Origin of the sequence: Pseudomonas sp. DY-1 (assembly GCF_003626975.1) — a bacterium.
Classification (GTDB): domain Bacteria; phylum Pseudomonadota; class Gammaproteobacteria; order Pseudomonadales; family Pseudomonadaceae; genus Metapseudomonas.
The window spans coordinates 866960-891423 of the sequence record NZ_CP032616.1 but is presented as its reverse complement, the minus strand read 5'-3'; the positions used below and the strand labels follow the sequence as shown (position 1 = coordinate 891423).

At 63.4% G+C, this 24464-nt stretch carries 23 protein-coding genes and 3 pseudogenes; 10 read left to right on the top strand and 16 right to left on the bottom strand.

Annotation, left to right across the window (positions count from 1 at the left end; all coding sequences use genetic code 11):
- Positions 1-228: 228 nt before the first annotated feature.
- The 3 genes and pseudogenes from D6Z43_RS28675 to D6Z43_RS04485 all read left to right on the top strand — a co-directional run.
- Positions 229-995 (top strand): annotated as a pseudogene (locus D6Z43_RS28675) (class II poly(R)-hydroxyalkanoic acid synthase); the annotation flags it as partial.
- The gene (locus D6Z43_RS28670) at positions 984-2024 is read left to right on the top strand and encodes an alpha/beta fold hydrolase (protein ID WP_256661017.1); all 1041 of its coding nucleotides are present in this window, start codon (positions 984-986) and stop codon (positions 2022-2024) included. The pseudogene D6Z43_RS28675 and the gene D6Z43_RS28670, both read left to right, overlap by 12 nt.
- Positions 2025-2227: 203 nt before the next feature.
- Complete coding sequence (locus D6Z43_RS04485) at positions 2228-2863, top strand: cell wall hydrolase (RefSeq protein WP_120650798.1); 636 nt, start codon at positions 2228-2230, stop codon at positions 2861-2863.
- A 15-nt stretch (positions 2864-2878) separates the two neighbouring features.
- On the opposite strand, the gene D6Z43_RS04480 is transcribed toward D6Z43_RS04485, so the two are convergent.
- The 3 genes and pseudogenes from D6Z43_RS04480 to D6Z43_RS04470 form a co-directional block, all read right to left on the bottom strand.
- Positions 2879-3214, bottom strand: a complete 336-nt coding sequence (locus D6Z43_RS04480) for a hypothetical protein (protein WP_120650797.1) — start codon at positions 3212-3214, stop codon at positions 2879-2881.
- 130 nt (positions 3215-3344) lie between these two features.
- Positions 3345-5001 (bottom strand): annotated as a pseudogene (locus D6Z43_RS04475) (aldehyde dehydrogenase (NADP(+))).
- Positions 4998-5249 carry a hypothetical protein gene (locus D6Z43_RS04470; RefSeq protein WP_120650796.1) on the bottom strand — a complete coding sequence of 84 codons (252 nt, stop codon included), beginning with the start codon at positions 5247-5249 and terminating at the stop codon, positions 4998-5000. The pseudogene D6Z43_RS04475 and the gene D6Z43_RS04470 overlap by 4 nt, the downstream one beginning before the upstream one ends.
- A gap of 103 nt (positions 5250-5352) precedes the next feature.
- Here D6Z43_RS04470 and D6Z43_RS04465 point away from each other — a divergent pair.
- Positions 5353-5607: pseudogene (locus tag D6Z43_RS04465) on the top strand (LysR family transcriptional regulator); the annotation flags it as partial.
- Between the two features lie 50 nt (positions 5608-5657).
- Positions 5658-6014 (top strand): 5-carboxymethyl-2-hydroxymuconate Delta-isomerase, encoded by a 357-nt coding sequence (locus D6Z43_RS04460; RefSeq protein ID WP_120650795.1) that lies wholly within the window; start codon positions 5658-5660, stop codon positions 6012-6014.
- Between the two features lie 8 nt (positions 6015-6022).
- On the opposite strand, the gene D6Z43_RS04455 is transcribed toward D6Z43_RS04460, so the two are convergent.
- From D6Z43_RS04455 to D6Z43_RS04440, 4 genes are all read right to left on the bottom strand, one after another.
- A complete protein-coding gene (locus tag D6Z43_RS04455; protein WP_162945800.1) occupies positions 6023-7120 on the bottom strand; it encodes a DUF1615 domain-containing protein in 1098 nt (365 codons plus the stop codon).
- A gap of 207 nt (positions 7121-7327) precedes the next feature.
- Entirely contained in the window at positions 7328-7687 is a 360-nt protein-coding gene (locus D6Z43_RS04450) for a hydroxyisourate hydrolase (protein WP_120650793.1), read from the bottom strand.
- Positions 7684-8190 carry a nucleoside deaminase gene (locus tag D6Z43_RS04445; protein WP_120650792.1) on the bottom strand — a complete coding sequence of 169 codons (507 nt, stop codon included), beginning with the start codon at positions 8188-8190 and terminating at the stop codon, positions 7684-7686. The genes D6Z43_RS04450 and D6Z43_RS04445 overlap by 4 nt, the downstream gene beginning before the upstream one ends.
- Before the next feature lie 37 nt (positions 8191-8227).
- Positions 8228-9553 carry a nucleobase:cation symporter-2 family protein gene (locus tag D6Z43_RS04440; protein ID WP_120650791.1) on the bottom strand — a complete coding sequence of 442 codons (1326 nt, stop codon included), beginning with the start codon at positions 9551-9553 and terminating at the stop codon, positions 8228-8230.
- 157 nt (positions 9554-9710) lie between these two features.
- On the opposite strand from D6Z43_RS04440, the gene D6Z43_RS04435 reads away from it, so the two are divergent.
- Both D6Z43_RS04435 and D6Z43_RS04430 read left to right on the top strand, forming a co-directional pair.
- Positions 9711-10625: a LysR family transcriptional regulator gene (locus tag D6Z43_RS04435; RefSeq protein WP_120655183.1), complete on the top strand. Its 915-nt coding sequence runs from the start codon at positions 9711-9713 to the stop codon at positions 10623-10625.
- A gap of 323 nt (positions 10626-10948) precedes the next feature.
- Positions 10949-11764, top strand: coding sequence for a gamma-glutamyl-gamma-aminobutyrate hydrolase family protein (locus tag D6Z43_RS04430; protein WP_120650790.1), 816 nt, complete (start codon positions 10949-10951; stop codon positions 11762-11764).
- A gap of 107 nt (positions 11765-11871) precedes the next feature.
- On the opposite strand, the gene D6Z43_RS04425 is transcribed toward D6Z43_RS04430, so the two are convergent.
- Together D6Z43_RS04425 and D6Z43_RS04420 are read right to left on the bottom strand one after the other, a co-directional pair.
- On the bottom strand, positions 11872-12810 hold the full coding sequence (locus tag D6Z43_RS04425) for a YeeE/YedE thiosulfate transporter family protein (RefSeq protein WP_120650789.1): 939 nt from the start codon (positions 12808-12810) through the stop codon (positions 11872-11874).
- Positions 12811-12846: 36 nt separating this feature from the next.
- Entirely contained in the window at positions 12847-13764 is a 918-nt protein-coding gene (locus D6Z43_RS04420; RefSeq protein WP_120655182.1) for a LysR family transcriptional regulator, read from the bottom strand.
- An 89-nt stretch (positions 13765-13853) separates the two neighbouring features.
- Between D6Z43_RS04420 and D6Z43_RS04415 the strand changes: the two genes are divergently transcribed.
- Together D6Z43_RS04415 and D6Z43_RS04410 are read left to right on the top strand one after the other, a co-directional pair.
- A complete protein-coding gene (locus D6Z43_RS04415; protein ID WP_120650788.1) occupies positions 13854-14339 on the top strand; it encodes a GNAT family N-acetyltransferase in 486 nt (161 codons plus the stop codon).
- A 162-nt stretch (positions 14340-14501) separates the two neighbouring features.
- Positions 14502-15452 carry a phospholipase D family protein gene (locus D6Z43_RS04410; protein WP_120650787.1) on the top strand — a complete coding sequence of 317 codons (951 nt, stop codon included), beginning with the start codon at positions 14502-14504 and terminating at the stop codon, positions 15450-15452.
- A 224-nt stretch (positions 15453-15676) separates the two neighbouring features.
- On the opposite strand, the gene D6Z43_RS04405 is transcribed toward D6Z43_RS04410, so the two are convergent.
- Together D6Z43_RS04405 and D6Z43_RS04400 are read right to left on the bottom strand one after the other, a co-directional pair.
- Positions 15677-15976 carry a cell division protein ZapA gene (locus D6Z43_RS04405; RefSeq protein ID WP_120650786.1) on the bottom strand — a complete coding sequence of 100 codons (300 nt, stop codon included), beginning with the start codon at positions 15974-15976 and terminating at the stop codon, positions 15677-15679.
- Complete coding sequence (locus tag D6Z43_RS04400) at positions 15973-16203, bottom strand: hypothetical protein (RefSeq protein WP_120650785.1); 231 nt, start codon at positions 16201-16203, stop codon at positions 15973-15975. The genes D6Z43_RS04405 and D6Z43_RS04400 overlap by 4 nt, the downstream gene beginning before the upstream one ends.
- Before the next feature lie 227 nt (positions 16204-16430).
- Here D6Z43_RS04400 and D6Z43_RS04395 point away from each other — a divergent pair, with 227 nt between their 5' ends.
- The gene (locus D6Z43_RS04395; protein ID WP_120655181.1) at positions 16431-18794 is read left to right on the top strand and encodes a DNA polymerase II; all 2364 of its coding nucleotides are present in this window, start codon (positions 16431-16433) and stop codon (positions 18792-18794) included.
- Between the two features lie 102 nt (positions 18795-18896).
- Here the strand turns inward: D6Z43_RS04395 and D6Z43_RS04390 are convergent, their stop codons facing one another.
- From D6Z43_RS04390 to D6Z43_RS04370, 5 genes are all read right to left on the bottom strand, one after another.
- Positions 18897-19529: a response regulator transcription factor gene (locus D6Z43_RS04390; protein WP_120650782.1), complete on the bottom strand. Its 633-nt coding sequence runs from the start codon at positions 19527-19529 to the stop codon at positions 18897-18899.
- Between the two features lie 34 nt (positions 19530-19563).
- Positions 19564-20910: a cache domain-containing protein gene (locus tag D6Z43_RS04385; RefSeq protein WP_120650780.1), complete on the bottom strand. Its 1347-nt coding sequence runs from the start codon at positions 20908-20910 to the stop codon at positions 19564-19566.
- Positions 20911-21036: 126 nt separating this feature from the next.
- On the bottom strand, positions 21037-22011 hold the full coding sequence (gene yjiA, locus D6Z43_RS04380; RefSeq protein ID WP_120650778.1) for a GTPase: 975 nt from the start codon (positions 22009-22011) through the stop codon (positions 21037-21039).
- A gap of 163 nt (positions 22012-22174) precedes the next feature.
- Entirely contained in the window at positions 22175-22378 is a 204-nt protein-coding gene (locus D6Z43_RS04375; RefSeq protein WP_120650776.1) for a YbdD/YjiX family protein, read from the bottom strand.
- A gap of 13 nt (positions 22379-22391) precedes the next feature.
- Positions 22392-24449 (bottom strand): carbon starvation CstA family protein, encoded by a 2058-nt coding sequence (locus D6Z43_RS04370; RefSeq protein ID WP_120650775.1) that lies wholly within the window; start codon positions 24447-24449, stop codon positions 22392-22394.
- Positions 24450-24464: the final 15 nt, after the last annotated feature.

The window sequence follows — 24464 nt, the reverse complement described above, 5'->3', positions numbered from 1 at the left end:
CTCCCGCGAGGGTCTGCGCCTGACAGGCCCGACGCGCACCGACGCCTGCAACCAGGCCAATTCGGCTATTCGCGGCCCTCCGCTCCTTGGAATGGCGCGCGCTCGTCGGACCGCCCGCCCCCTGTCATGAAATGAAAAACGCCTGTCGTGGGATGCACGATTCCCGCGCCCCATGGGGCCTAGAGTCGCTGCCGTCCACCGTTTCCGAACAAGAAAAATGAGAGTTTCATGAGCCAATCCCCCCGTACGCCGAAGACCGCTACTGCCAGGCAACGCCCCGCAGCAACCAAACCACGTCGCCCCCGCAAAGACGCCGCCCCCCCCTGCAACCCGCAGCAACATGAACTGATTGGCACGGCGACGAACCAGACCCTGGCAGGCAATCCGCTGGTCAGCGTGCGTGCGGCGGACCTGGCGGGCTCGGCCGGCTATCTGCTCAAGGCACTCGGCCAGTCGCCGCTGAAGGCCGGCGCCCATCTGGGCGGGTACCTGAAGGAACTGCGCGCCATCGTCGGCGGCACTTCCACCATTGCACCCGACCCCAAGGACAAGCGTTTCGCTGATCCGGCATGGCAATCCAACGTCTTCCTGCGTGCCCTGTTGCAGAGCTACCTGGCTGGCCAGGGCGAGTTCAACCGTTTCATCGAATCCACTGATCTACCGCCGCTGGAAAAGAGCCGGGCCCAATTCGTCGCGTCCCTGCTGGCCGACGCGATTGCCCCCAGCAACTCACCGCTTACCAACCCCGCGGCCTTGCGCAAGCTGGTGGATACAGGCGGCCTGAGCCTGGCCAGGGGCATTCGGCACTTCGCCCAGGACATCCTGGGCAAGCGTGGGCTGCCGCGTCGCAGGTCGACAGCACATCGTTCAAGGTCGGGGAGAACATCGCCACATCCAAGGGTGAGGTGGTGTTCCGTAACGAGATGTTCGAGCTGCTGCAGTTCGCGCCCACTACCGGGAGCGCCTATGCGCGGCCCCTGGTGATGTCACCGCCGCAGATAAACAAGTACTACGCCATCGACCTCGCTCCGGAAAAAAGCCTGATCAAGTGGATCCAGGACAGCGGCGTGAACCTGTTCATCATCAGCTGGCGCAACCCCACCAGCGAGCACCACCGCGACTGGGGTCTGTCCGAATACGCCCTGTGCCTCGATCAGGCGGTGGATGTGGCGCGCCAGATCACCGGCAGCCCGGACGTGAACATGTGGGGCTCCTGTTCCGGCGGAATCACGTTGGCGGCCTACCTGGGCTGGCTCGCGGCCCGTGGTGAGGGCCACAAGGTGGCCAATACCAGCTGGGCAGTGTGCGTGCTCGACATGCCGTCCGCGCTGGACGACACCACCCTCGGGCTATTCGCGACTCCGGCCGCGCTGCGTGCCGCCAAGGCCAGTTCGAAGCGCAAGGGCGTGCTGAGCGGCCAGGACATGGCGCGTATGTTCGCCTGGATGCGCCCCAACGACCTGATCTGGAACTACTGGGTCAACAACTACCTGCTGGGCAACAAGCCGCCCGCCTTCGATATCCTCGCCTGGAACAACGACACCACACGTTTGCCGGCACAGTTGCATGCGGACTACCTCGATCTGGTCCAGCAGAACCCCTACAGCAATCCGGGAACCCTTTCGATTGCCGGCGAATCCATCGACATGACCCAGGTGAAGGTCGGTGCCTACGTGATCGGCGGCACCACCGACCACATCACGCCGTGGCAAGGCTGCTACGGCACGGCCCGCCTGTTCGGCGAGGACGCCACCTACGTGCTGTCCAATGCCGGGCACCTGCAGAGCCTGGTCAACCCACCGGGCAATCCGAAGTCGTTCTACTATGCAGCGCCGGCCAGTTTCAGCGACCCGGAATCCTGGTTGCAGAACGCCGGCGAGCGGCAACAGGGCAGTTGGTGGTCCCATTGGCGTGAGTGGATCCAGCAACGCTCGGGCGAGAGCCTTGCGGCACCGAAGAAAGCCGGCTCGCGCAAGTACCCGCCACTCTGCGCAGCGCCCGGCACCTATGTGATGGAACACTGACCACCAGGCACCCTGAACAAAACGGGTGAAACAGCGAGACGCCACGCCGCCCGTGGGCTCCAGTGCCTTTAGTTGGAATGAATAGCAGGGGGCGCAGTCTATCCCTCAAGCGGGTCTGCCCAGCGACGCATACTCGCCGACTGCCGTCCCGTTCCTCGCTGTCACGTGACGGCTTCGATGTCATGGCATCAGCGAGGTCCAACATGCGCTGGATAGCAGGGTCACTCTGCGTAGCCGCCTTGCTCCTGGGGGGTTACGCATCAGCCACAGACACTCAGCAGAAGGCCCAGGCGGCAGAGAACAAAGCCGAAGTTCTGGAAGATAAGGCAGCCAGGGACGAACCACCAACCAGCGGCAAGACCGCCCCCATTACCCCCAGCGAGGCACAAGCGGTTGACCCGGCTGGCGAGGCGCCATTGGATGACGCCATCACCTGCCTCGCCCGCTCCATCTACTGGGAAGCCAAGGGCGAGCCGCCGCACGAAATGGAGGCGGTCGCCAATGTCGTGATGAACCGGCTGGCCAGCGACGACTTTCCCGATACGGTCTGCGCCGTGGTCAAGCAGGGTTCGGAAACCAAGAGCTGCCAGTTTTCCTGGTGGTGCGACGGCCGCCCCGACGAAGTGGTGGAGGAAGATCGCTACGAACTGGCCACGGAAATTGCGCGCAAGGCGCTCAACGGCCAACTGAAGGACCGCACCGGCGGCGCGCTGTACTTCCATGACCGCGACGTTTCACCGGATTGGGCCCACGAGTACGTCGAGACTGCGCAGACCAGGCGTTTCCTGTTCTACACCCCGAGCCCCGCAGCCAAGCCGCGCGCAGGGACGGACGACTGAATCGAAAAGTTCGACTCAATCCAGGGTAATGGTCCAGGCAATCAGGCCGGCAACCACTGTGGTGAAGGCCAGGGCGATCAGGAACAAGGCATCGCTCACCTGTTCCAGCAGGTGATTGCGATTCAACTTCCGCGTTCGCAGGCCCCAGTAGGAGAGGATTGCCGTGGTCAGGTAGAGGATGGCGTTGATTGCCAGCAGGTCGTCCCCGACCGCGTCCTCGCGTTTGAGTGCAACCACGACCTGGAAGATGCCGATGACGGTAATGCAGACGCCGACCATCGCCGCCGATGCAGCAAAGATATGGACGCAAATATCGTCATCCAGCCGTTTTTTCTGCTGTTCTTCAGTCATGGTGGAATGATCTCCGGACCTTCGCCGACCTTCCTGAATCTAGCAGCCCCCGGAATGAAGCCGGCATCCCCCACACGGCGCGTGCCTCGGGCGTCGCACCGGATGGAGATTCAGTGGTGGCCCCGACGAGTCACCCCTGGAGTGCGTCGCGCGTACTCTGCCCGTCAACCAACCGCTGAATGCCCAGCGGATTGGCGTCCTTCAGCGCGTCCGGCAGCAACGCGTCCGGGTAATTCTGGTAGCACACCGGACGCAGGAAACGGTCGATGGCGAAGGTTCCGACCGAGGTGCCGCGTGCATCAGAGGTGGCCGGGTACGGCCCACCATGAACCATGGCATCGCAGACTTCCACGCCGGTCGGGTAACCGTTGAGCAGCAAGCGTCCGACCTTCTGCTCCAGCAGGCTGGAAAGCTCACCGAAGGCGGCGAGGTCGGTCGGTTCGGCGATCAGGGTGGCGGTGAGCTGGCCGCGCAATCCCTGGAGGGCGCGGGTGAGTTCGGCCTTGTCGGCCACTTCGACGACCACGGTCGCAGGACCGAATACTTCCTCCTGAAGCAGTTCATCCCCGTCCAGCAGCAGGCTGGCCTTGGCCTTGAACAGCTGGGCCTGGGCCTTGCTGCCTTCCTGCCGGTTGCCCGCCAGGTGAGTGATGCCGGGGTGTTGGTGAAGGTTCTCCAGGCCATGGCAGTAACTCTTCAGGCCGCCAGCGTTGAGCAGGGACTGCGCCGGTTGGTCGCTCATGAGAGAGGCGAAACGTTCGAGGAAGGCACTGAACTCCGGCGAACGGATGCCGATCACCAGGCCAGGATTGGTGCAGAACTGCCCTGCCCCCAGCACCACGGAAGCGGCCAGTTCGGCGGCGACCTGCTCACACGGCGCCTTCGGGTGCGGCACAGCGAGGACGCGGGATGCTGCTCATCTCGGCGAAGCGACCCTGCTCACCACGGGCCTTGAGGGCTTCGGGCAACAGCAGGACCGGGTTGATGCTGCTCATCTCGGCGAACACCGGGATCGGCTGCGGACGCGCCGCTGCCTTGTCGCAGAGGGCACGACCGCCGCGCAGAGAACCCGTGAAGCCCACGGCCTGGATCGCCGGGTGCTTGACCAGCCACTCGCCGACTCCGCCGCCGTAGATCATGTTGAACACCCCCGCCGGCATGGCGGTTTTCTCTGCCGCGCGAACGATGGCATCGGCCACCCATTCGGCAGTTGCCATGTGGCCGCTGTGGGCCTTGAACACCACCGGGCAACCAGCGGCCAGGGCAGCGGCGGTGTCGCCACCGGCCGTGGAGAAGGCCAGGGGGAAGTTACTGGCGCCGAACACGGCAACCGGGCCGACACCGATGCGGTACTGGCGCAGGTCCGGGCGCGGCAGGGGTTTGCGCTCCGGCAACGCACGGTCGATGCGGGCGCCATAGAAATCGCCCCGGCGCAGCACGGTGGCGAACAGGCGCATCTGGCCACTGGTGCGGCCGCGCTCGCCCTGGATGCGGCCGGTTGGCAGCGCGGTTTCGCGGCACACGGTGGCGATGAAATCGTCGCCCAGGGCGTCCAGTTCATCGGCAATGGCGTCGAGGAACTCGGCGCGGCGGCTGGCAGGCAGGCTGCGAAAAGCGGGATAGACCGACTCGGCAGCTCGCGCCGCGGCATCCACCTCGGCTTCGGTGGCCTGGTGGAAGGCATGGGGCAGCGCTTCGCCGCTGGTGGCATCGAAGCTCTGCACGGTGACGGCGCCGGCGGCGCTGCGGCCGCCAGCGATGAAGTTGAAACCAGTGATGACGGTCATGCTCGTCTCCCTGACCTGGTGGGTTGAAGGTGGCCATCGCGAACGGCGGATTCCAGTAGTAAGCGGTAGTTCGGTCCGGGCTCGGTGCCGCGAGTCAGGACTTCGTCCTGCAGGCCGGAGCGCGCCGCGATGGCGGCCAGGGCCAGGGCGCGGGTGGTGGCGGCTCCGCGCACCAACCGCCCCCTCTCGCCCTCGATCACGCCCACATGGCGCTGGCCGGATGTGCTCTCGAACTGGATCAGTCTCATGACGATGACTCTCATTGCTGGGTGTTGGCGGGGACTTTACGAATCCCCGGCAGGCCTGCCTAATGAGAGCTTCTGATCCCGCGATAACCTTTAGTCATCCCCCATGATCGCTGCCCTCCCAGCACTGGTTTCCCGCTTGCGCCTGAAGCAGCTGTGCCTGTTCAATCGCACCCGCCAGGGACTGGAAGCCAACGACCTGGGCCACTGCGCGATTCGCTACGCGCGGCTGATCCACACCGACCTGGCGCACCTGCGGAAAGAGGTGTTCGGCATTCTCCGGGGCCCGGGCGGACGCCTCCCAGTGGGCGCGGTGCCTTTGCTGTGGCACGCCCTGGAGGCGGAAAGCGCTTCACAGCCGGGCGCCTGAGGCGAGCGGGACACGATCAACCTAAAGAACAGGAACGCCCCATGCCCCATCTCGTCATCGAATACAGCGCGAACCTCCCCGGCTTCGATGCCGCCGCCACCCTCGCAGCCTGCAATGGCTTCCTGGCCGAAACCGGCCATTTCTCCGAAGCGGACATCAAGAGCCGCGCCGTACGCCACGAGCATTTCCTGGTGGGCACCACCAGCGATGGTCGAGGCTTCGTGCATGCCACGCTGTGGCTGCTTTCCGGTCGCCCGGAGAACGTCAAGCAGGCGCTCTCCCGTGGCGTGCTGGAAGCCATCGAGCAGAATTTCAGCAAGCCCGACGGCCTGGATGTGCAGCTCAGCGTGCAGATGCAGGACATGGAGCGCGGCACCTACTCCAAGGCCTTCCTCTGACCTGACGCTCAGAGCCCTGACGCGCGTTTCATGCAGCCCTGGTAGCGCCCATCCACCCGCTCGGCAAACCACTTGGTGGTGAGCTTGCGGGTGATCTTCGGGCTCTTCAGGTCGATGCCCGGCATCACCTCGCGGGGCAATTTGCGCCGCTCGACTTTCTCCGCCAGGGCGAACACCCGCTCGTACAGGTCGGTTTCCTCGAACTCCAGGGTGTCGCCTTTGAGCAGCGCACGGCGGATGGCCGAATCGCTGAGATCCAGTTGCCGCTGCAGCGCGCGTGCTGCGAGCTCAGTGGAGCCGGCCTTGCTGGAGCCGTGGATGACCAGGTCACCGTCCAGCGCCAGTGCAATCCCTGAGGCCAGGCTCACTGCGCTCTGGAAGGCAGCGTTACGGCTGGCGTACCAGCCAGCGTTGAAGTCGGCGAAGCGGTACAGCTGCTTCGGGTAGTGCGCCGGGTAGCCCAGCAAGTGGGCGATGCCGAAGTACATGCCACCACGACGGGTAAACACTTCCTGGCGAATGGAACCCTTGACCGGGTAGGGGTAGTCCTTGGCGCTGGCCTCGGCGAAGGCAATGCTCACCTGCATCGGGCCGCCGGTGTGCACCGGGTTGAAGTTGCCGAACAGCTGCCGGCCGAGGGGCACCATGCCGATGAAGTCATCGAAAATGGCGCTCAGCTCCTTTTCCGTGCGCGCGGCCGACAGGCGCTGGTCGTAGGTCTTGCCCGTAGGCGAGTCGAGCTTTAGGGCGGAGTTCACCACGAAGGCCGGTACGTGCAGGCCACCGGCGCGGCGCAGAATTTCCTGCCGGGCGATCTTCGCCAGCCCGGGCACTTGTGGGTCCACCTGGTAGGTGGACTCCTGCTCGGTGACAGCCAGCACCGCGCAAAGGTTGCTGTCGCTGGGGGCGATGTCCTGGGCGGCGAAGGCGGCCTGGATATCGGCGGCCCAACCCTGGCGGTCCGGCACCTTGGCCGGCATCAGCTTCACGACCTTGGCACGCACCTCGGCCGGTCGCAGCACCAGCTCCTCCGGTCGTTGCGTGCCGCAGGCGGCCAGGGCCAGGAGCGTTACAAGGATGACGATGCGAGGAACGAAGTTGCTCATGAAGGGGGCTGCCTTGCGATTAATGCCGGGAAAACATGGCATGAAAGACAGCGCTGATGGGAGCGAATTCATTCGCGAGGCAGGACGCAGTCCTGCCGTAGGTTGGTCTGAGCGCAGCGAAGCCCAACATGGGCCGGGCCAGTGACTCGTTGGGTTTCGCTTCGCTCGCGGAACGCCGCCCGACTCAACCTGCGAAAGGCGCAGCGTTCAGGCCCCGCCACGGAAGCAGGAAAGCCCCCAGCCGGTGAGCTTGAATGGCAGGTGGTAATGCTGCGCGGCATCGGCGGTGCCGAAGCGGTAAACCACTTCGTCGAGGAACGGCGGCTCAGGCAGCTGCACCCCACGCGCCCGGTAGAAGTCCGCCACTTGCAAACGGACTTCATAGACACCGGGACGGCAGCGATCGGTAAGTCCAGCCAGTTCGTCCAGCAGACCATTGACGCCGATACGGCCGGAGCAGATCAGCTCGCGCACATCTCCCTCCAGCCGCTCCAGGCGCAGGGCAAGCCCCTGGGCCACGGAGCCGCTGGCGACATCCACCACATGGATGGAGATGCCACCACTCACGTCCAGAACCCCTCATGAGCGGCAGCGGCTTCGGTCTCCAGCATCGGTCCCAGCACTGCGACTTCGCGCTGACCGCGCGCGAACACCTCACGACACGGCAGGGAGAAGGTGGGGTTCTCCGGATGGGCGCCGGTCAGGCCCAGCAGCGCGTGTTCCGACAATGCGTAGACCACGCGCCCGATGCCAGTCCAGTACACCGCGCCAGCACACATGCAGCAAGGTTCGGCGCTGGTGTAGAGCGTGCAATGGGCCAGCTCATCAGGGCTCAACACCTTGGCGGCTTGGGCGGCCGCAGCCAGTTCGGCGTGCTGGGTCGGGTCGCCTTCCGGCGGCATGGAGTTGTTTCCGGCCTGGGCGATGACCCTGCCGCTGCGATCGGCCACAACTGCGGCGAACGGATGCCGGCCGCGTTCGCGGGACTCCTCGGACAGGCGGATGGACAGGCGCAGCAGTTCCAGATCGAGTTCGTTGACGCCGGCGGGAACGAGGTTGCTGAAAGTCATGGATGGCTCCTTGGCAGTAAAGGCGCGAATGCGCGAATCAGTCGGCCAGCTTGGCGGTTTCGCCCTGGCTGGCGGACGCCTCCCGGTTCAGCAGGAGGTTGAGGACGATGGCGCTCAGTGCGCCGAGGAAGATGCCGCTCTCCAGCACCAGGCGCAGCGCGCCGTGGAAGTGTTCGAAGAGGGCCGGAAAGGACATGGGCAGCACGCCGACGCTCACCGACACTGCTACCACCAGGGCATTGCGGGTACCCTCGAAGCGCACTCGCGACAGCTCCTGTATGCCAGCCACCGTGGTCATGCCGAACATCACGATGGCGCAGCCGCCGAGCACTGGCGTGGGCACGGCGGCGATCAGCGCGCCGAGCTTGGGAAACAGCCCCATGAGGATCATCAGTCCACCCGCGGCAGCCACCACGAAGCGACTCTTGATGTTGGAAAGGGCGATAAGGCCGGTGTTCTGGGTGAAGGCGTTGTAGGGAAAACTGTTGAACAGTCCACCGATCATCGTGGACAGGCCGTCTGCGCGGAACGCGTCGCCCAAGGTGCGCTGGGTGATGGTGCGGCCGGTGAGTTTGCCGATGGCCAGGCAGTTACCAGTGGTCTCGGCCATGATCACCAGCATCGCCAGGGTCATGATCAGAATGGGCGTCAGGGAGAATTCCGGCGCACCGAAGGCCATCGGCATGGACAGTTCGAACCAGGCCGCCTCCCCTACCCGGCCGAAGTCGGTCATACCGAAGGCAGCGGCAATCAAACTACCGGCGAACAACCCGATCAATACGCTGAGATTGCCGACGAAGCCCGAGAATCGCGCATGAATCACCAGGGTGACGGCGACCGTGGCAAGACCGAGCAGCAAGTTGGCGGGCTTGCCGAAATCCTCCGCGCCGGGGTTGCCGCCCCCCAGCCAGATGGCCGCCGCCGGCATCAGCGAAATACCGATGATGGTGATCAGGCTGCCGATCACCACCGGCGGGAAGAACCTCAGCAGACGACTGAACACGGGTGCCAGGGCAATGGTAATGACCCCTGCGGCGATCACCGCACCGAACACCTGGGTCAGTCCGTAGGACTTGCCGATCATGATCATCGGCGCAAGCGCGATGAAGGAGCAGGCCTGCACCAGCGGCAGGCGCGCGCCGAAGCGCCAGAAACCGAGGGTCTGGATCAGGGTGGCAATGCCCGAAGTGAGCAGGTTGGCGTTGATCAGCAACACCACTTCGGCGCTGGAAAGCCCCAGTGCGCTGCCGAGGATCAGAGGCACGGCCACGGCGCCGGCATATAGCACCAGCACATGTTGCAGGCCGTAAGTAACGAGTTGGCGAACGGGAAGCAGCTGGTCCACCGGGTGCGGATGGTTCATGGAGGTACTCCTGCAAAGCAACGTGTTCTTGTTCTTGGGTGTGGGTTGCCCAGCGATTCGAGGAGGCAGTGCTGGCTGCGGGGCATATTCCCTGCTTGCTGACGATGGAACAAATGAATAACCATCGTTTCTATCGATGGATCAATGGAAGTTCGCCATGCGTTTTTCACTGGATCAGTTGCAGGTGCTGGTCACCGTTGCCCAGGCGGGCTCCTTCTCCGCGGCGGCGCGCCGGCTGGGGCGCACGCAGTCGACGGTCAGTGCCGCCATCGCCAACCTGGAAACCGACCTGGGCGTGGAGCTGTTCGACCGGTCCACGCGCATTCCCGCACTGACCGCTGCCGGTCAGAAGCTTCTGCTGGAGGCCGAGGCTGTACTGGAGCGTTGCCTGGCTCTGGAAGGCCATGCCGACAGTCTGACAGTGGAGACCGAGCCGAGCCTGACGCTGGCCATCGAGGTGCCCTACAACACCGTGATGCCGGTACTGCGCGACTTCGAGCAGGTTTTTCCCTATGTCGACCTGGTCGTCCGCCACCCGGTGTATGGCGATGTGGCAGGCATGGTGCAGAAGGGCGAAGTCGAGATGGGCATCGCCTTCTCCCAACCTGAATACCCACGGGAGTTGGAGTTCCAGCAGTTGGGCAAGCTGATCATGGTGCACGTCACCCACCCTTCACATCCGCTGGCGCAGCTGGCCCAGGTCAGCTTTGCCGACCTGCACGCCCATAGGCGACTGGCTTTCAGTGCCCACGCCAACAAACTGCCCAGCAGTGAATACCTGCGTTCCACCCAGTTATGGCAGGCAGAAAGCTATATGGCGCTGTTGGAGATGGTGCGCGCCGGCCTCGGCTGGGCCACCCTGCCCCGCCAACTGATCCATCGGGAGCTGGCCGTCGGTGATCTGATGGAGCTGGATCTCGTGGCCTATCCCCATACGGACTGGCTGGTGGGCGTGGACCTGATCTGGCCGCGTCGGCAAGGCCGGGGCAAAGCCAAGCGTTGGTTAAGGGAGCGGCTGATGCGCAACAAGGTGTTCGAGCTGGATAGCCAGGGCAAGGCGACGACCCTCTAGGACGAGGCTCCCATGTCGGGCGCAATGGTCCAGCATTCTGAACACTCGTTTTAGATGCTGAACCAGAAAATATTTTTATCTGCTAGAAAATATCTATAAATATCAATCAGTTAACAATTAAAAACCGATAAAAATCGGCCATTATTTTTTACGTTTTTCGTCGGCTTCGTTTGACATATTAAACGGCTCTGGCAGGCTATATAGCAGGTCTCGACCGGAAATCGCCCGCCGATTGCCGGCAGTGCTCGAGATCTCAGGTAGCGCTGGAACTGACTGGCGCGCCTGCACAGCAACGATAGGCTGAGCCTGTCCCAAGGTGAAATATGTCCAACAGCAACATTGGCAATAAGAAACAGACCACTCGTAAACCGGTCGTCCTGATGTCCATGGGCGCCCAGGAACGCAAGGGCCACGACTACCAGGTGATGACCCACAAGTACATCGTCCCGCTGGTAGAAATCTCCGAATGTGTACCGGTCCTCGTGCCCACCTGCTGCGGCACCGAAGACCTCCAGCAGTACCTCGATATGGCTGACGGCGTTTACCTCACCGGTGCCGGCAGCAACATCGACCCGACCCTCTACGGCCAGGAGAACCTGACGCCGGAGAAAGGTCAGGACAAGGATCGCGACCTCTTCGACCTGCCCCTGGTTCGTGCTGCCATCGAGCGCGGCCTGCCGATCTTCGGCATCTGCCGTGGCATGCAGGAAATCAACGTCGCCCTGGGCGGCGACATGTACCAGAAGGTCTATGCCGAGCCCGGCTTCAACGACCACCGCGAAAACACTGAAGATCCGGTGGACGTCCAGTACGCCCCGGCGCACAGCGTGCGTGTGGTTCAGAACAGCTGGCTGCACAAGGTCCTGGGTACCGACACCATTCAGGTGAACTCGCTGCACGGCCAGGGCCTGAAAACCCTCGGCAAGGGCATCGAGGCCATCGCCCGCGCTGAAGACGGACTGGTGGAAGCCATTCACGCACCAAACCTTTCGCCCTTCCTCTTCGCGGTGCAATGGCACCCGGAATGGCAGGCCGCGAAGAACCCCGACTCGGTGAAGATCTTCGAAGCCTTTGGTGAAGCCTGCCGCAAGCAGGTGGAACGCAAGGCCAAGGGCAAGGCGTTCGATCACGCTGCCTGAGACCGCACCCGTTGAATGAAAAAGCCCGGCAATTGCCGGGCTTTTTCATGTCTGGTGAACGGCTCGAGGCTGATCTTGCTCTCGTAGGGTGCGCCGATCCGCCCTGTTCACCGCTGTCGCCCTCCTCCCAGCCTCGCCAGCCACAGCGTCAGCACCACCACCACGCACATGCAGGCGAACGCCAGCCAGGCGTTCGGCCACAGAAGCGGCATGCCGAACAGGATCAGGCTGTCATTGCCGCCCGGCACCAGGGTAGCGCCGAACCCCATCAATACCCCGCCCCCGAAGCATTTCAGCAAGGCCAGGGGTGTCGGCCAGCGGTGCTCCCAGAGCCCGGCGCTCCAGCCACCCAGCAACGCGCCAATGAACATCGCCGGCAACAGCAAACCGCGCAGGCCCAGCTCCATGAACCGACCGGTGGCCATCTCGGCAAGGATGTCCGTGTAGGCCCAGGCGCCGACGCAAACGAAAAGCAGGAGGAAGGCCACGCCGAGAACGATGGTGGCGTGGTGCGGAGACCAGATCGTTGCTTGAACTGCGCCGTTGTGCCGGTTCCAGGCCAACCAGCCCAGGCGCGCCACCAACGCCGCAATGATCATCGGGACCAGGCCAATGGGCACCTGCTCCAGCCAGTCGGGAATCGCCACTGGCATGGCGGCGGTCATGCCGACAATACGGCCGGCCAGGGCAAAGCCGGCAAGAAAGCCCAGCGGCGTTGCCAGCCAGGCCCATTGCCCGGAGCCGATCCGCGCCACTACACCAAAGGCGCAGCCCCCATTGATGAACGCACCGACTCCCAGTAACGCGCCGCCCAATGCCGCATGCCAGTGCAATGCACGGCCCATGGGAACCATCGGCAGGACATCGAAGGCCCGCAGCAGGACGAATCCACCCAGCACCCAGAGAGAGGTTTCCAGCAACGCGCGAAAGCGTGCCCATCGACGCTTGTTCACCACGTCTTCCAGTGCGGCCACCATACAGGTGCCACCACGCTGCACGGCAAAGCCCATCAGCAGGGCAAGAAACACACTCGCCAACACAATCACGCCCTCGCCCTCCACAGGCCGGGTCTTAGGGCAAGATTAGCGGACCCTCAGAGAGCGCAACTGCTCCAGCATCCAGGCGTGGGCATCACTGCGCGCGTACTTGGCGTGGCTGTAGAGCCGCAGCGCATAGGGCGGGATCTCGAAAGGCGCCGGAAAGAGTTCGACACCGGCCACCTGCTGCAGCGTACGCGCGGCATGGCCGGGCACTGTCATGAGCAGGTCGGTGCTGCCGACGATGAACGGCGCTGCCATCACGGTAGGCAGTTGCACCGCCACTTCTCGCTGCAACCCCATCCCCTCCAGAACATGGTCGATAGCGCCGCTGGATTCGTTCCAGGGCGTTACCACGACGTGGCGCTCCGCCAGGTAGCCAGCGACATCGAGGGTGCCGCGCACCCGTGGGTGGGCGCGCCGGGCGATGACCAGGTAGCGGTCGCTCAGCCAGTCCAGCACTTCCACCCCGCCAGGCAACTGATCCCGCCCTTCGCTGTAGCCGAGGGCGAAATCGATGCGGCCGCTGGCCAGGTCTTCGATGGACACCTTGCGCTCGGACTGCACCAGGCGCACACGTATTCCCGGTGCGACCACCTGCAAACGCTGCATCAAGGAGGGCAGCAAGGCGAAAGCGGTGTAGTCGGTGGCGGCGAACGTGAACGTGCGTTGGCTGCTGGCCGGGTCGAAGGGTTCCCACTGTCCCAGCCCCTCGGCGAGGGTCTTCAGGGCGCCGCTCACGGATTCCGCCAGCAGCTCGGCGCGGTGAGTCGGGTGCATGCGGTTGCCCTGGCGAATGAACAGCTCGTCGTTCAGCGCCTCGCGCAACCGGCCCAGGGCATGGCTGAAGGCCGAAGCACTGATGGCCAGCTCGGCGGCGGCGGAGGTGACGCTGCGATGGCGATAGAGGGCGTCGAAGGCCAGGAGCAGGTTGAGGTCGAGACGGCGCAGAGCGGAATGCATGATGTTCACTTTCCAATGATACAAATGCACTTCATGCACTCTATCAAAGGCTCTAGCATGGCGGCATCACTTACCCGTGGAGACTCCCCGTGACCATCGAAATCCGCCCCGCCAGGCCTGAAGACGCCCAACAGATCCTGGATTTCATCATCGAACTGGCGGTTTACGAACGGGCCGGCAACGAGGTCATCGCCAATGTCGAAGACATCCGCCGCACCCTGTTCGCCGACAACGCGCCGTCCCGCGCGCTGATGTGCCTGAAAGACGGCCAGCCGATCGGCTATGCCGTGTACTTCTACAGCTACTCCACCTGGCTAGGCCGCAATGGCATCTACCTGGAAGATCTCTACATCACGCCAGATCAGCGCGGCATTGGCGCAGGCCGCCGTTTGCTGCGGGAAATCGCCCGCGAAGCCCGCGCCAACGACTGCGGTCGCCTGGAATGGAGCGTGCTGGACTGGAACCAACCCGCCATCGACTTCTACAACTCCATCGGCGCCCGGCCCCAGAACGAATGGGTGCGCTATCGCCTGGACGGCGACGCCCTGCGCGAGTTCGCCGAAAGCAACGGTTGAGACCAGGAACTCCAGCATCCGCAGCTTCTTGCCTGGTGTTTTGGACGACTCAACGTGCGTCCGAGACGATCAGCGGGTCCGCGAAGCATTTCGGACTCTGGTTTATGGCATTGCCTGTGCGAAAATGGCTGAATTGCTGAAACAGATGTCGCTGGAGACTGTATGGAAATTCTGGATTACGAAGACAGCCTTGAAACCTATCTGGGCGAACTGAGCGGAAAGAAGATCACGATAGTTTCTGCCTTCGCCAGCGGCACTGAGCCCCTGATCGACCAATTGATCGAGAATGGCAACCAGCTGGATATTCTGGTTGGCACCATCAACTCGCTGACCGCCCCCGATTTCATCGAACACTGCCTCAACGAGTCCAATCCTGATCTGGCCCTGACGGTGGACTTCCGCTACCAGGCGAGCGTGAACTGGAAGCTCTACCTGATCGAGCCGGATGTCGTCATCGTCGGCAGCGCCAACCTCACCCAGGTCGGCGTCAGCCTTGTGCGCGATACCTGCACCGTCATCACCGACGCCGCCCTGTACGACGCCTACCTGGCACGCGTCCAGGCGATCAAGGGCATCGAAGGCGTAATGGCCTGCAACCACGCCCAGGCCTTTGAAGATGCGCTGGACGTTTACAAGCAGAACCATCGCCGTATGCAGGCGGGTCTGGCGCGTACCGCCGAATACCTGGACAGCGAAGGCTGGCTGGGCGATGACACCAACCAGAGCATCCCGTTGTTCATCTGGTACAGCGACCATTCGAAGCAGTCCGAAGACGAAGCCCGCGATCACCTGAAATCCAGCAGTGATGGCGTGGCCTGGGACGATGTCCGCGAGTTCTTCACCTACGAGTGCGCCGAGGGCGCCCTGCCCTACGAGGAAGGCGACGTTGTGCTGACTGCCCGTTGCAACGGGTCGCACATCGGCTTCTACACCTTCGACCGCATCCTCTATCGCGAAGGCACCTATTACATCTACGCCTATCGCAAGAAACGCTACACCCAGCCGTTCAAGCTCGATGGCGACAAGGAACTGCTCAAGGAAGCGATTCCGGTGTGGTACGAAGATGGCCGCACCGAGATCAACCGCGCCGATATTTTCCGCGTCATCGGTTGACCCCGTGCCGAGGGGACGGCTTGGCCGTCCTTTCGCCAATGAATTCGTCCCCACAAAATGGCCAATCCCCGGCACAGCACTTGTGGGGGCGATTTCCATCGCCAAGCGGACCGCAGGTTCGCTCTTAGTTCCTCGTGGAGCGTTTACCTTGTAGGAGCGAATTCATTCGCGATTGAAATCGCTCCCACTACGACCTAGCAGGATAAGTGGCACCTGCGAACAACTCAGGAACCGACGCTGTCCAGCTGCGCGCGAATTCGCCGGTTCAGCCTGGCCAGGCGCTGACTGACGTCCGCCGCATCGTGGGGGGTGTCGGCGGCGTTCAGCTGGCGTGCGCAAAGGTTGAGCGCAGAAAGCACCACCAGTTCATTGGCGGTGACGTAGGGGAATTTCTTTTTGTTGGAGGCGATCTCCGCCTGCAGCATTGCTGCCGCGTCCTGCAGCACCTGCTCTTCGCCGGCCGGCGCCTTGATGTTGTACTCGCGCCCCAGGATGCGCAGCACGCGGACGCTGTCGGTACTCATGCGCTGGCGCGGCTCTCGCTGACGCGGCGGACCAGGGCCTGCAGGCGTTCGGCGGCGGCGTTGCTCTTCTCTTCCTGCTCCATCATCGACAGTTGCAGGCTGTCGTTTTCTTCGCGGGCCTTGCGCAGCTCGGCGCGAATACGTGCGTTATCGTCGGCGATGGCCTGGTTCTGCTGAAGCAGTTCGGTCACGAGCTGTTCGAGTTGTACGAGGGTATTGTCCAGCATGGGGTCGTCTCCCGGACGGGTGAAAAAGGCCGGGGAGCATAAAGAAAAGCCCCCTCTCTGGCCAGGAAAAATCAGGTTCTTCAGACAGGGCGTATGCTGTCAATTCAATGGCTTAGCTAAATTTCTTCATGTCGAACAGAAATTATCAGCCGCGCCTCGCCCGGCGCGCGCGCCGGAACGATGACGAGTAGAATCCCGCGGTGAAGAAAGGTTCCGAGGTAGCGGTGGTGGAATTACAGCAAGGGTTCGTCCTGACCCGGCACTGGCGGGACACGCCGGAGGGCACGGAAGTCGAATTCTGGCTGGCCACCGATGCTGGCCCGCGACAGGTGCGCCTGCCGGTTCAGACCTCCGTTGCGTTCATTCCCGCCGTGCAACGCGAGCGTGCCGAATCGGTATTGGCCGGCGAGCGCGACGTGGAGCTGCGCGACCTTGCCCTCTGCGACTTCCAGCATCGGCCGGTGCTAGGGCTCTACTGCAACCAGCATCGCCAGTTGATGCGCCTGGACAAGGCCCTGCGCAAGGCCGGCGTGGATGTCTTCGAAGCGGATATCCGCCCGCCGGAACGCTACCTGATGGAGCGCTTCATTACCGCGCCCGTGCGCTTTGGCGGCACCCCGGACGCCAACGGCGTGCTGCTGGATGCCCAGCTCAAACCAGAGCCCGACTACCGCCCGAAGCTCAGGCTGGTGTCGCTGGATATCGAGACGACCGAGCGCGGCGAACTCTATTCCATCGCCCTGGAAGGCTGCGGCCAACGCCAGGTGTACATGCTCGGCCCGGCCAATGGCGATGCCAGCGAGGTCGACTTCCAGCTCGACTACCGGGACAGCCGCGCCGCGCTGCTGGAGGCGCTGAACCAATGGCTCGCTGAACACGACCCGGATGCAATCATCGGCTGGAACCTGGTGCAGTTCGACCTGCGCGTGCTGCAGGCCCACGCCGAGAAACTCAAGGTACCGCTGCTCCTGGGACGAGGCGGCGATCCCATGGGCTGGCGCGAGCACGGCAGCGGCAACAACCACTTCTTCGCCGAGGCCACCGGACGGCTGATCATCGATGGCATCGAAGCCCTGCGCTCAGCAACCTGGAGTTTCCCCTCCTTCAGCCTGGAAAGTGTGGCCCAGGCACTGCTTGGCGAAGGCAAGGCGATCGACACGCCCTACCAGCGCATGGACGAGATCAACCGCATGTTCGCCGAGGACAAACCCGCCCTGGCGCGCTACAACCTCAAGGATTGCGAGCTGGTCACCCGCATCTTCGAGAAAACCGAACTGCTCCACTTCCTCCTGGAGCGGGCCACGGTCACGGGCCTGGCCACCGACCGCAGCGGCGGATCGGTAGCGGCTTTCACCCACCTCTACATGCCGCTGATGCATCGCCAGGGCTTCGTCGCACCCAATCTTGGCGAGAAGAAACCCGAAGCGAGCCCGGGCGGTTTCGTGATGAACTCGCGACCCGGTCTCTACGAGTCGGTCCTGGTGCTGGACTACAAGAGCCTCTACCCGTCGATCATCCGCAGCTTCCTGATCGACCCGGTGGGCCTGATAGAGGGCCTCAGGCAACCGGATGACGAGCACTCCGTTCCCGGCTTTCGCGGGGGACGCTTCTCCCGCACGCGGCACAGCCTGCCCGCCATCGTGGCGAGAGTCTGGCAGAGCCGCGATGAGGCCAAGCGCGACGGCAACAAGGCGCTGTCCCAGGCGCTGAAGATCATCATGAATGCCTTCTACGGTGTGCTCGGGTCCAGTGGCTGCCGATTCTTCGATCCGCGCCTGGCGTCCTCTATCACCATGCGTGGCCACGAGATCATGCGTCGCACCCGCGAGCTGATCGAAGCCCAGGGCTACAGCGTGATCTATGGCGATACCGACTCCACCTTCGTCTGGCTCAAGCGTCTCCACGAGGAAAGCGAAGCCGCGCACATCGGCCGCAGCCTGGTACAGCAGGTCAACCAATGGTGGCGCGAGCACCTGCAACAGGAGTACGGACTGGAGAGCGCCCTGGAGCTACAGTTCGAAACCCACTACCAGCGCTTCCTGATGCCCACCATCCGTGGCGCAGAGGAAGGCAGCAAGAAGCGCTACGCCGGCCTGGTGAAGCGTGCCGACGGCAGCCAGGAAATGGTCTTCAAGGGCCTGGAAACAGTTCGCACCGATTGGTCGCCACTGGCCCAGCAGTTCCAGCAGGAGCTCTACCAGCGCATCTTCAACCGTCAGTCGTATAGGGATTACGTGCGCGACTACGTTCAACGGACCCTGGCCGGTGAGCTGGACGAGCAGCTGGTCTATCGCAAGCGCTTGCGCCGCCAACTCAACGACTACACCCGCAACGTACCGCCCCACGTCCGCGCAGCGCGCATGGCCGACGACTTCAACGACAGCCTGGGCCGCCCGCGCCAGTACCAGAACGGCGGCTGGATCAGTTACCTGATCACGGTCAACGGCCCCGAACCGTTGGAGACGCGCCGCTCGGCCATCGACTACGACCACTATCTGACCCGACAGCTGCAACCCATTGCGGACGCCATCCTGCCCTTCGTGGGGGATGATTTCGCGTCACTGATCGACAAGCAGATGGCGCTGTTCTAGACCGGTCCTGCCGTAGGTTGGGCAGAGGAACGAAGCCCAACGCTCCAGGCTCGGCATCGCTGCGCTGGGCCTCGCAGCGCGAGGCGCCAACCTGCGGCTTCCTCAGATCGAGATAAGCCCATGCTCCAGGGCGTACTTGACCAGCGCCGCAGGGGTATCGATGTTCAGCTTGCGGCGAATGCTGAGGCGGTAGGTTTCCACTGTGCGCACGCTGATATCCAGCTCGCGCGCTACTTCCTTGTTGTTCAACCCCTTGGCGAGCATCGACAAGACCTGCAACTCCCGCGGGGTCAGTTCGTTCTCGTCGCGGACGTTGGTGGCCAGCTTGCGGGCGATTTCCGGGCTGTAGAAGCTGCCGCCGGCGACGATGGCCTCGATGGCGGCAATCAGCTCGGTGGAGGGAGCATTCTTCAGCACATAGCCGAAGGCACCAGCGTTGATGGAGGTGCGCACGTACTCCTGATTGTCGTACATGCTGAGGATCAGGATCTTGATGCCCGGATACAGGCTGCACAGCCTGCGGGTCAGCTCCAGGCCGTTCATGTCCTTCAGGCCGACGTCCACCAGCAGCAGGTCCAGCTCGGTGTTGGCCACCAGCTCCAGCGCCTCGGCACCGGACTCGGCCTGGGCCACCACCTCGAAGTGCGGCATTGCCGAGAGCAGGGATTTCACGCCATCGCGGACCAGCACGTGGTCGTCGATCAGGGCGATTCTGATGGGGTTGGGAAAGCTCATGACGGCCTCTTGGTTCGCTTGGAAGTCGAGCCGATCAAGCTCTCTGCACGGGTATCTCGACCTGAAGCTCCGTTCGGCCGTGAGAAGAGGAGATGGTGAATGTCCCGCGATGATGATCGACCCGTTCCCTGATGTTCCTCAGGCCAATACCGTGACTCCTGTCCACCAGCCCGGTGTCGAATCCCACGCCGTTGTCTTCGACCCGCAGGACGATGGCGCCCTGGCTGGCGGCGAGCGAGATTATAGCGGCGCTGGCCCTGGAGTGGCGCTCGATGTTGCCCAGGGCTTCCTGGATGATGCGGAACAGCGTGACGCGGACGTCCATGCCGAGGCTGGCATCGTCAAGGCCGCGCTCGTACTGGGTACGAATGCCGGTGCGCTGCTCGAATTCGTGAATCAGTTGGTCGATGGCCGGCGACAGGCCGAGGGTATCCAGCAATGACGGCCGCAGGTCGTGGGAGATGCGGCGGATCTCGCCGATGGCCTCGCCGAGGCGCGCCGTGCCCGCACGCAGGTTCTCCAGTCCCCTCTCCCGCCCGTTCTCCAACTCCAGGCCGGCCAGCTCGAACTGGAACTTGATCGACACCAGTTGCTGGCTGATACCGTCGTGCAACTCACGGGATACCCGTGAGCGCTCCTCTTCCTGCAGGTGGACGATGCGCTGGTTGAGGGCCGACAGCTTGCGGTCGGCCAAGCGGTGCTCGGTGAAGTTCAGCATCAGGCCGCCGGTGAACACCACAAGTATCGCGATCAGCGAGAACGAAGCGATGGCCAGCACCGTCGTCAGCACCCCCGTGGCCACTTCCTGGCGTGATTTGAGCGTGGCCACTTCCACGTCGTCGATGTAGATGCCGGTGCCCAGCATCCAGCCCCAGCGGTCGAGCATCACCACATAGGAAAGCTTCTCAGTCACCTGGCGGGTGGAGGGCTTTTCCCAGGCGTAGAGCTGGTAGCCATCGCCGCGCTCGGCACTGTCGAGCAGCGCCTGGATCACCGGCAGGCCGTTCTTGTCCTTCATGCCGATGAGTTCCTTGCCCACCAGGTTCGCCTGACGGGGATGCATCAGGTTCTTGCCATGCCGGTCGTAGACAAAGAAATAGCCGTCCAGCCCGAAACTCGCCCGCGCCAGCATGCGCAGCGCCTGCTGCCGCGCCTCCTCGTCGTCGCGGCCGCTCTCATACAGGGGCGCGATCAGGCTCAGGGCCAGCTCCAGGTAATTCTTCAGCTCGGCCTTCTTGGCCGCCATGATGCTGCTCTCCACCAGCTTGGCCTGCTCTTCCTCCAGCTTCTGGCTCTGGGCGAACACCAGGACGCAGATGAACAGTACCGACACGATGAGCGGCAGGACACTGAGCGTCACGATCTTGTACTTGAGCTGCATGTCACTCACTTCTCGTAGGGTGGAAGTCGCTTTTCACTTCCACCACAGGTACCTGGGCGACGCCGATGGTGGATCGATGAAGCGTGACCCAACCGTGGGAACGAATTCATTCGCGATGCGCCGACCTCACACTTGCGAGGCTTCGAACCCGGCGCGAATCTTCTCTTCCGGCAACTGGTCGCCAATGAAAACCATCACGCTTTCGCGCGCCTCGCCTTCCTGCCACTCGGTGTCCCAATCGAAGCCGTAGAGCCGCAGTACGCCCTGGAACACCAGTCGGCGAGGCTCACCCTCGACGCAGAGCACGCCCTTGTAGCGCAGCATGGAATTGCCGTGTTCCTCCAGCAGCGCTTCCATGAAGGCGCTTAGCCGGTCCATATCCAGCGGCCGCTCGCTTTTCAGCACCAGGGTGCCGATGCGATCGGGGGTGCCGGCCGGACTCAGGGGGCGCAGGGTCAGCGCCGGGCCGACATCGGCATTGAGGTTGAAGCCGCGCACGTCGAGCAACTCGGCGAGATCGATGCGGCCATGGTCCACCACGCGGATCGGGGCACGGCGGTTGATGCGTGAGAGGCGCTGGCAGAGCACGTCGAAGTGGCCTTCATCCACCAGGTCACGCTTGCTCACCAGGATCCGGTCGGCAAAGCCGACCTGGGCCTGGGCGATGGTTTCCTGCAAGTGGCGCTCGGCATTCACCGCGTCCACCAGGGTGATGATGCCGTCCAGTACGTAGCGCTCGCAGAGCTCTTCATCGGCGAAGAAGGTCTGCGCTACCGGCGCCGGGTCGGCCAGGCCGGTGCACTCGATTACCAGACGGTCGAAGGCCAACTCGCCAGCATCCAGGCGCTCCAGCAGGAGGAAAAGCGCTTTCTCCAGCTCGACATGAATGGAGCAGCAGACGCAGCCGTTGGCCAGGGTCATCACCTGCACCGGCTCTTCACCGAGCAGTTGGCCGTCGATGGGCGTCTCGCTGAACTCGTTCTCGATCACGGCGATCTTCAGGCCGTGCTCGGCCTTGAGTATGTGTTTCAGCAGAGTGGTCTTGCCGGCACCGAGAAAACCACTGAGCACGGTGACGGGAATGGGGAGATGGGCAGACATCGGGGCAATCCTCGAAATCAGGTTTCAACCCGCAGGAGCGAGCTTGCTCGCGAACAGTTCTTCGCGAGCAAGCTCGCTCCTACAAAAAATTGGGCTCCGGGGGGGATGACCGGAAACAAGAGCGCCACGACAGGCGTGGCGCTCAGGTTACCGCATCAGGCGTTCAACAGCAGCGTATGGGCCGTCCCTTGCCACCGCCGTAGCGGGCGTCCTGCCGCTCGCGGAAGAACTCCTCGTAACTCATCACCGGCTTGTCCGGGTGCTTGTTCTGCATGTGCTCGACATAGTTGTCGTAGTCCGGCATGCCCACGAGCATGCGCGCGGCCTGCCCGAGGTACTTACCCATGCGGCCGAGGTCATTGAACATGCTCGCGGTCTCCTCAAGCGTCCGGAATCGGCTGGAACGGCGCTTCCTTGTCGGTGCGCTCGGACTTCATCCAGGCACTGCGTCCCACCTTGATGGCGTAGAACAGGATGCTCAGCACCACGAAGAGGAACAGCACGGTCAGGGTCGAGTTGGTGTAGGCGTTGAAGATCACGTGCTGCATCTGGCCCATATCCTTGGCCGGAGCCAGGATCTGGCCGGCACTCGCGGCATCGCTGTACTTCTTGGCCAGGGCCAGGAAGCCGACGGCCGGGTTCGGGTCGAGCAGCTTGATCAGGCCTGCGGTGGTGGTGCAGATCAGCAGCCACACGGCCGGTACCAGGGTGACCCAGACATAGCGCTGGCGCTTCATCTTGATCAGCACCACGCAGCCCAGCATCAGGGCGATACCCGCCAGCATCTGGTTGGAGATACCGAACAGCGGCCACAGGGTGTTGATACCGCCCAGCGGGTCGACCACGCCCTGGTACAACAACCAGCCCCACAGGGCCACGCAACCGGCGGTGGCAATGACGTTGGCGGTCCAGGACTCGGTTTTCTTCAGGGCCGGGACGAAGTTGCCCAGCAGGTCCTGCAGCATGAAGCGCCCGGCACGGGTACCGGCGTCCACGGCGGTGAGGATGAACAGCGCCTCGAAGAGAATCGCGAAGTGGTACCAGAAGGCCATGGTGTTCTCACCCGGCAGCACCTGGTGAAGGATCTGCGCGATACCCACGGCCAGGGTCGGCGCACCGCCGGCACGGGCCAGGATGCTGTGCTCGCCGATATCGGTCGCCGTCTGCTGGAGCACTTCCGGCGTGATGGCGAAGCCCCAGCTGGTGACGGTGGCGGCAACGGCGTTGACGTCGGTGCCCACCAGCGCGGCAGGGCTGTTCATGGCGAAGTACACACCCGGCTCGATCACCGAGGCGGCGACCATGGCCATGATGGCAACGAAGGACTCCATCAGCATGCCGCCGTAACCGATATAGCGGGCGTGGGTTTCGTTGGCCAGCAGCTTGGGCGTGGTACCGGAGCTGATCAGCGCGTGGAAGCCGGATACCGCACCACAGGCGATGGTGATGAACAGGAAGGGGAACAGGGTGCCCTTCCACACCGGTCCGGTGCCGTCGACGAACTGGGTCAGGGCCGGCATTTTCAGCTCGGGGGCGATGACCAGGATGCCAATGGCCAGGCCGACGATGGTGCCGATCTTGAGGAAGGTCGACAGATAGTCACGCGGAGCGAGGATCAGCCAAACCGGCAGCACGGCGGCCACGAAGCCATAGCCGATCAGCATCCAGGTGATCTGCACGCCGGTGAAGGTGAAGGCCGGACCCCAGACCGGGTCGGCGGCCACTATGCCGCCAAGCCAGATGGAGGCCAGCAGCAGCACCACGCCGATAAGGGAAATCTCGCCGATGCGGCCCGGACGGATGTAGCGCATGTAGACACCCATGAACACCGCGATCGGGATAGTCGCCATCACGGTGAACATGCCCCACGGGCTTTCGGCCAGGGCTTTCACCACGATCAGAGCCAGCACCGCGAGGATGATGATCATGATCAGGAAGCAGCCGAACAGGGCGATGGTGCCCGGAATCCGCCCCATCTCTTCGCGGACCATGTCCCCGAGGGAGCGGCCGTTACGGCGGGTGGAGAGGAACAGCACCATGAAGTCCTGCACGGCACCGGCCAGGACCACGCCGGCGATCAGCCAGAGCGTGCCGGGCAGGTAGCCCATCTGCGCGGCGAGTACCGGACCGACCAGCGGACCAGCGCCGGCAATGGCAGCGAAGTGGTGACCGAAGAGGATGTGCTTGTTGGTCGGAACGTAGTCCAGACCATCGTTGTTGAGCACTGCAGGTGTTGCGCGGGAGGCGTCCAGCTGCATCACCTTGTTGGCGATGAACAGGCTGTAGTAGCGGTAGGCAATCAGGTAGATCGCAGTTGCAGCAGTAACGATCCAGAGGGCGTTGATGGCTTCGCCCCGACGCAGTGCCACGGTACCCAGCGCGAATGCGCCAAGCAGGGCAACGGCGAACCAGGCGATTCGGGTAGCCAGTTGAGTCATTGAATTGTCTCCTGC

Coding starts and splice junctions, on each gene's coding strand:
- D6Z43_RS04420 (WP_120655182.1), bottom strand. CDS start 13,764: ATGCATTCCGCTCTGCGCCGTCTCGACCTCAACCTGCTCCTGGCCTTC.
- D6Z43_RS04400 (WP_120650785.1), bottom strand. CDS start 16,203: ATGCTGGACAATACCCTCGTACAACTCGAACAGCTCGTGACCGAACTG.
- D6Z43_RS04470 (WP_120650796.1), bottom strand. CDS start 5,249: ATGAGACTGATCCAGTTCGAGAGCACATCCGGCCAGCGCCATGTGGGC.
- D6Z43_RS04430 (WP_120650790.1), top strand. CDS start 10,949: ATGTCCAACAGCAACATTGGCAATAAGAAACAGACCACTCGTAAACCG.
- D6Z43_RS04405 (WP_120650786.1), bottom strand. CDS start 15,976: ATGAGTACCGACAGCGTCCGCGTGCTGCGCATCCTGGGGCGCGAGTAC.
- D6Z43_RS04375 (WP_120650776.1), bottom strand. CDS start 22,378: ATGTTCAATGACCTCGGCCGCATGGGTAAGTACCTCGGGCAGGCCGCG.
- D6Z43_RS04385 (WP_120650780.1), bottom strand. CDS start 20,910: ATGCAGCTCAAGTACAAGATCGTGACGCTCAGTGTCCTGCCGCTCATC.
- D6Z43_RS04455 (WP_162945800.1), bottom strand. CDS start 7,120: ATGAGCAACTTCGTTCCTCGCATCGTCATCCTTGTAACGCTCCTGGCC.
- D6Z43_RS04485 (WP_120650798.1), top strand. CDS start 2,228: ATGCGCTGGATAGCAGGGTCACTCTGCGTAGCCGCCTTGCTCCTGGGG.
- D6Z43_RS04480 (WP_120650797.1), bottom strand. CDS start 3,214: ATGACTGAAGAACAGCAGAAAAAACGGCTGGATGACGATATTTGCGTC.
- D6Z43_RS04410 (WP_120650787.1), top strand. CDS start 14,502: ATGGAAATTCTGGATTACGAAGACAGCCTTGAAACCTATCTGGGCGAA.
- D6Z43_RS04460 (WP_120650795.1), top strand. CDS start 5,658: ATGCCCCATCTCGTCATCGAATACAGCGCGAACCTCCCCGGCTTCGAT.
- D6Z43_RS04435 (WP_120655183.1), top strand. CDS start 9,711: ATGCGTTTTTCACTGGATCAGTTGCAGGTGCTGGTCACCGTTGCCCAG.
- D6Z43_RS04445 (WP_120650792.1), bottom strand. CDS start 8,190: ATGACTTTCAGCAACCTCGTTCCCGCCGGCGTCAACGAACTCGATCTG.
- D6Z43_RS28670 (WP_256661017.1), top strand. CDS start 984: ATGTCACCGCCGCAGATAAACAAGTACTACGCCATCGACCTCGCTCCG.
- D6Z43_RS04440 (WP_120650791.1), bottom strand. CDS start 9,553: ATGAACCATCCGCACCCGGTGGACCAGCTGCTTCCCGTTCGCCAACTC.
- yjiA (WP_120650778.1), bottom strand. CDS start 22,011: ATGTCTGCCCATCTCCCCATTCCCGTCACCGTGCTCAGTGGTTTTCTC.
- D6Z43_RS04390 (WP_120650782.1), bottom strand. CDS start 19,529: ATGAGCTTTCCCAACCCCATCAGAATCGCCCTGATCGACGACCACGTG.
- D6Z43_RS04370 (WP_120650775.1), bottom strand. CDS start 24,449: ATGACTCAACTGGCTACCCGAATCGCCTGGTTCGCCGTTGCCCTGCTT.